The following is a 5,334-nucleotide window of genomic DNA, read 5'->3' as shown; positions in this document are numbered from 1 at the left end:
TACCCGTCGTTCGCCGAACTCATGGAACGCAAGCCCGGTTTCGTCCGGCACCTGCTCAGCGTCGAGCCGCAGGTGGGTTTCTTCGCTGACAACATTCCGCTGGTTCTCAAGGGCCTCACCCGGATGGGTAACCAGGGCGCCTACGGCAACGGCTACGGATGCGACGTGAATCTGTTCGGATTCTTCCCCGGCCTCAACGACGTCGTGCCGATCATCGTCGACGCCGCCACGCCAGGGAACAAAGCGATGCACACCCCCAAGTGCAGGCACAATGGCTGATTCCCCGATGGCTGATTCCCCGATGGCTGATTCCCCGATGGCTGATCGCTGGTACCGCCGAGTGAAGCGACGGCAGGCGCGCGCGCTGGAAAGTTACAACAAGACGTGGCTTGGTTTCATCGCCGTCGCGGTGGTCGCGGTGGTGATCGGGACGATGGTGGCCGTACATACGCTCGGGATGGGCTACCGGCACTACACGGCGGAGTTTCTGCAGGCTGCGTCGCTGCGGGTCGGGAATCCGATCACCGTGGCAGGAATACCGGTCGGCACGATCAGCAGCATGAGACTCGCCGGCGATCACGTCGAAGCGGGTTTGAAGATCCGCGATGACATCGTGCTCGGCAGACAGTCGAAAGCCGTCATCAAGGTGGCCACCATTCTCGGTTCGCGCTATCTCGCGGTGGAACCGGGTGGTCCCGGTTCGCTACCGGGCGCCACATTCGACTTGGCGCACACCTCGGTTCCGTACGATCTGCAGGCCGCATTGAAGGACGCCACAACCACTTTCGAGCAGGTGGACTCCGACAGGTTCGCGCAGTCGCTGGCCCTGCTCGGCAAACAACTGGAGAAGATGCCCGCGGTGGTACCCGAGGCCATGGCGAACATCGACACCCTGTCGTCGATCATCGCCCGGCGGCGCGATCAACTGGGCCAGCTGCTCAAGAGCACCGAGCAGGTCACCAACACGTTGCGTCGTCAGCAGGCCAATGTCGGCAACCTGGTCAACCAGGGACAGGACCTGCTGGGCCAATTCGTCGCCCGGCGCGCCGTTTTCCACGCGATGATGCGGTCCCTGACGAATCTGGTCGACATCATGAGCAAGATCATCATCAACGACCGCCCGGAATTGGATTCGCTGATCAACGATACCCGCGACATGACCGACATCATCGCCCAACACGACGATCTGTTGCGCAACATGCTGCAGGTCAGCCCCGTCATGTTGCGTCAGGTCGCCAACATGAGCGGGGACGGTAACGCCATCAACTTCACCGTGTCCGGCGGCGCGCTGGTTGACTCGTGGATGTGCGCAATCAGCGGTCGCGCCGAGCAGTTCGGGATGATCCCGTACTTCAAGGACTGCAAGTGACCGGGAACAGGGCCGCCAGGAACAGCGCCAGGATCAGGATCGCCGCTGTCGCGGCCGCCGTCGCCGCGGTGCTCGCAGCGGTCGGCGTCGGGTGGCGGTACTTCGGCGCCAAGCAGGATCCGATCACCGTGACGGCCCAATTCGACAGCGCGTCAGGCCTCTACGAGGGCAACGTGGTGGCGGTACTGGGAATGCCGGTGGGCAAGATCGCCAAGATCAGGCCGCGGGGTGGCTACGTCGAAGTGGAGTTCACCGTCGACCGCGACGTCAAGGTCCCCGCCGACGCTCAGGCCGTCACCGTGTCCACGTCCATCCTCACCGACCGACAGATCGAGCTCACCCCGCCCTACCGGGGTGGGCCGGTCCTGGAAAACCACGACACCATCGGCCTGACGCGCACCAAGACGCCCGTCGAATTCAGCAGGGTCCTGCGGGTTCTGGACCGGGTGACCAAGTCGCTCGAAGGTGACGGCCACGGCGGAGGTCCCCTCGCCGACGCGATCGACGGCAGTGCGGCGATCGTCGACGGCAACGGCACGAACATGAAGAAAGCACTGGGCGAGCTGTCGGAGGCGATGCGGCTGAGCAGCGACGGCGGCGTGCAGACGCGGGAACAGATCACGACGATCGTCAAGAACGTCAGCTCGCTGCTGCAGGCGGCGGCCACCAACGACGCCAAGCTGCGGCAATTCGCGTCCACCATCCATCTGGCCAGCCAGGTCCTCGACGACGAGGAGATCGGAACGGGCGCCACCGGGAAGAGGCTCGACCAGCTGGTCCAGCAGGCTGCCGATCTGCTCGACGCCCACCGCGACAGCATCAGACAGGCCGCTCTCAACGGCAGCACCCTGGCCAAGACGGCGACGGACAATCGGCGCGAGCTCGCCGAATTGCTCGACCTGGCACCGATGGTGGCCGACAACGCCTACAACGCCATCGACCAGGCCAACGGTTCGGTGCGCGGGCACGCCCTGATCGACAGGATCCTGTTCGACGGCCAATACGCCAAGGAGATCTGCAATCTGATGGGCCTGCGGCAATTGGGCTGCAGCACCGGGACCCTGCAGGATTTCGGACCCGATTTCGGGCTCACCTACGTGCTGGACGGCATGGCGGCGATGGGGCAGAAATGACGACCGCACGCCGCACACGCGCCCCCGCCATCGTCGCGATCATCGCGGCCACGGCAGTCGTCAGCTCCGGCTGCGCCACGAACGGGCTTGCCAGCGTTCCCCTTCCGGCCCCCGGCGTGAGTTCTGCAGGGTATCGGCTGACCGCGATCTTCGCCAACGCGCTCAACCTGCCGTCGAAGGCAAAGGTGAAGCTCGCCGGCGCCGACGTGGGCAAGGTCGAGTCCATGGTTGTCCGCAACTACACCGCGGTGACCACGCTGCGCATCAGCGCCGGGGTTCAACTGCCCTTGGGCAGTAGGGCCGAATTGCGCACCGCGACACCGCTGGGCGACGTGTTCGTGGCGGTACAGCCACCACCGGCGACCCAACCGAACGCAGCCATGTTGCGCGACGGCGACACCATCGGCCTGGGATCCACGGCGGCGTCCGCGACGGTCGAGTCGCTGCTGAGCTCGGCAGCCGTGCTGGTGAACGGCGGAGCGGTGCGCAACTTCACCAACATCATCAACGGGTTCGGGAGGGCCACGGGTGATCGGGGTCAGGCGCTGGCGGGCCTTATCCGTAAGTCGAATCGGCTGCTGGGCACGCTGGATTCCCGCTCCGAGCAGATGTCGACCGCGATGACCGAGATGTCGCGCCTCGCGGGCGAAATCGACGCCAAAGAGAGCACCATCACCGACCTGATGGCGGCCGCCGGCCCCGGCACCGACGCCCTGGCCGCCAACACCACCGAATTGTCCGACCTGGCCGTACAAGCCGGCGACACTGCTCGGCTGCTGGCCAGGTTCCCCTCGGTCGGGGGTACCGACACCAGCGGCCGCAGCATGATCCGCGACCTGAACACGCTCGCCGGAGCCTTCAACGACGTCGCGGTGAGCCCGGATACCAGCTGGCTGCCGCTGAACCGGATGCTTCCCCCGCTGATCAAGTCGACGTCGGGATTCGCGGTCGCCGGCGCAGGCAGCGTCGACCGGCTGGTGCTCGGATCGATCCCCGACATCGGGTTCGGCGGCGACATCGGGCTGCACGGACCGCACCGGTACAACTGGAACCAGTTCATCGGCTCGTTGAAATACACGTTGTGGCGCCTCCAGGAACGCGTCGTGGGGCGCGGACCGAACTCACCGCAGCTGCCGGTGATACCGGACCCGAACGTGCCGGGGGCGATCGTGCCCGCGCCTGCCCCCGCCCCTGTCCCCGCCCCTGCCCCACCGGTCCCCGGCCCGGGACCACGGCCATGATCGCCACGACCGCCGACGCGCTCGTCCGCGTGGTGCGGGCGGGACACCGGCGGCAGACGTGGCTCTCGGTGGCCGGCTTGGCGCTGACACTGGTCCTCGCGACCGCCTACCTGCTGGCCGGCGCGTTGCGGGTGACCCCGTTCGCATCGTCGTATCGGGTCACCGTGCAGTTGCCGGATTCCGGTGGGCTGCTGCCCGATCAGGACGTCGCGCTGCGCGGCGTGCGCATCGGGCACGTCCAGGCGCTGCACCTCACCGACAGAGGTGTGAATGCGGTGGCAACCATCACCTCAAGCGTGCAGATCCCGGCGTCCAGCGTCGCCCACGTGGTGGAGCTGTCTGCCGCCGGCGAGCAGTCACTGAACTTCGAGGCGGAATCCGACGCCGGACCCTATCTGCACGACGGCAGCGTGATCGGCCTGGACCGAACCACCGTTCCGCTGAACATGGCGCAGCTGCTCGCCGACGCCGACGGCATGCTGGAACAGGTCGACCCCCGCAAGATGGAGCTGATCAAGAAGGAACTGAGCCTGACCAAACAGGGCCCGCACAAGTTGGCCGACATCGTCGACGGCGGCACCTTCCTGCTGTCGACGCTTGATTCCGTACTGCCCGAAACCACCAGCATCATCAAGACCAGCCGGGTGGTGCTGACCCTGGCGGCCGACAAGAACGCCGGCCTGCCAGCAACCACCGCGGGCCTGGATCGCACACTGGCCGGTGTCGCCCGGATGCAGGGCGGATACCGCCGTGTGATCCAGCGGGCGCCGCACGCCCTCGCGGCCGTCGACAGCCTGTTCGCCGACAACTCCGACACGATGGTGCAACTGCTGGCCAGCGCGGCCAGCAGCGCGCAGCTGCTCTACCTGCGGGTGCCGGCACTCAACGCGCTGTTCCCCGATTATCGCGGATCGGTGCTGGACGCCCTGGCCAGCACGATTCACGACCACGGGATCTGGGCGACCGCCGACTGGTACCCGCGCTACGCGTGCGACTACGGCACACCGGCGTTCGCGCCCTCCAACGCCGACTACCCCGAGCCCTTCATGTACACCTACTGCCGCGACGACGACCCCGCCGTCGAGATCCGCGGGGCCAAGAACGCGCCGCGCCCGGCCGGCGACGACACCGCGGGCCCGCCGCCGGGGGCGGACCTGGGACGCAGAACCGACCCGACGCCGAAGGGCCGCTACACGATTCCCACCCCGTACGGCGGCCCGGTGCTGCCGATAGAACCACCGCACTGAGACCGACACCCGTCCAGCCAAGGAGATGACGATGGCCACGACGACCGAGAACGAACTCGACACCGATGCCGAGGACGACAAGCCCGGCGCCGCAACCGAGGACGCCGAGCCTGATGACGTCGCAACCGAGGACGCCGAGCCTGATGATGCCGTGGCCGAGGACGCCGAGCCGGACAACGAGGCGAGCGAGGAGGACGGCGAGCCCTTCCCTGCCAACGGCGACAAGGCCAACCGGCTCAAGCGGCCATGGCGCCACTACCTGCGTCGCGGCACGCTGCCGGTGTTGCTCGTCGCCTCCCTTGCGGTGTCCGGCCTCCTGGGCTGGAAGCAATGGCAGGAACACC

At 66.9% G+C, this 5,334-nt stretch carries 4 protein-coding genes and 2 pseudogenes; all 6 read left to right on the top strand.

The window, feature by feature from the left end:
* Positions 1-279: pseudogene (locus tag ACOJVU_RS03930) on the top strand (mammalian cell entry protein); the annotation flags it as partial.
* A 37-nt stretch (positions 280-316) separates the two neighbouring features.
* Complete coding sequence (locus ACOJVU_RS03925; protein WP_421528586.1) at positions 317-1,369, top strand: MCE family protein; 1,053 nt, start codon at positions 317-319, stop codon at positions 1,367-1,369.
* The gene (locus tag ACOJVU_RS03920) at positions 1,366-2,502 is read left to right on the top strand and encodes an MCE family protein (RefSeq protein ID WP_421528585.1); all 1,137 of its coding nucleotides are present in this window, start codon (positions 1,366-1,368) and stop codon (positions 2,500-2,502) included. Before ACOJVU_RS03925 ends, ACOJVU_RS03920 begins: the two co-directional genes overlap by 4 nt.
* A complete protein-coding gene (locus ACOJVU_RS03915) occupies positions 2,499-3,743 on the top strand; it encodes an MlaD family protein (RefSeq protein WP_421528584.1) in 1,245 nt (414 codons plus the stop codon). Before ACOJVU_RS03920 ends, ACOJVU_RS03915 begins: the two co-directional genes overlap by 4 nt.
* Positions 3,740-4,990: an MlaD family protein gene (locus ACOJVU_RS03910; protein WP_421528583.1), complete on the top strand. Its 1,251-nt coding sequence runs from the start codon at positions 3,740-3,742 to the stop codon at positions 4,988-4,990. Before ACOJVU_RS03915 ends, ACOJVU_RS03910 begins: the two co-directional genes overlap by 4 nt.
* 31 nt (positions 4,991-5,021) lie before the next feature.
* Positions 5,022-5,334 (top strand): annotated as a pseudogene (locus ACOJVU_RS03905) (hypothetical protein); the annotation flags it as partial.

It is taken from the genome of Mycobacterium sp. THU-M104, assembly GCF_049197365.1.
Taxonomy (GTDB): domain Bacteria; phylum Actinomycetota; class Actinomycetes; order Mycobacteriales; family Mycobacteriaceae; genus Mycobacterium.
This window is presented reverse-complemented; position numbering and strand designations above follow the sequence as displayed.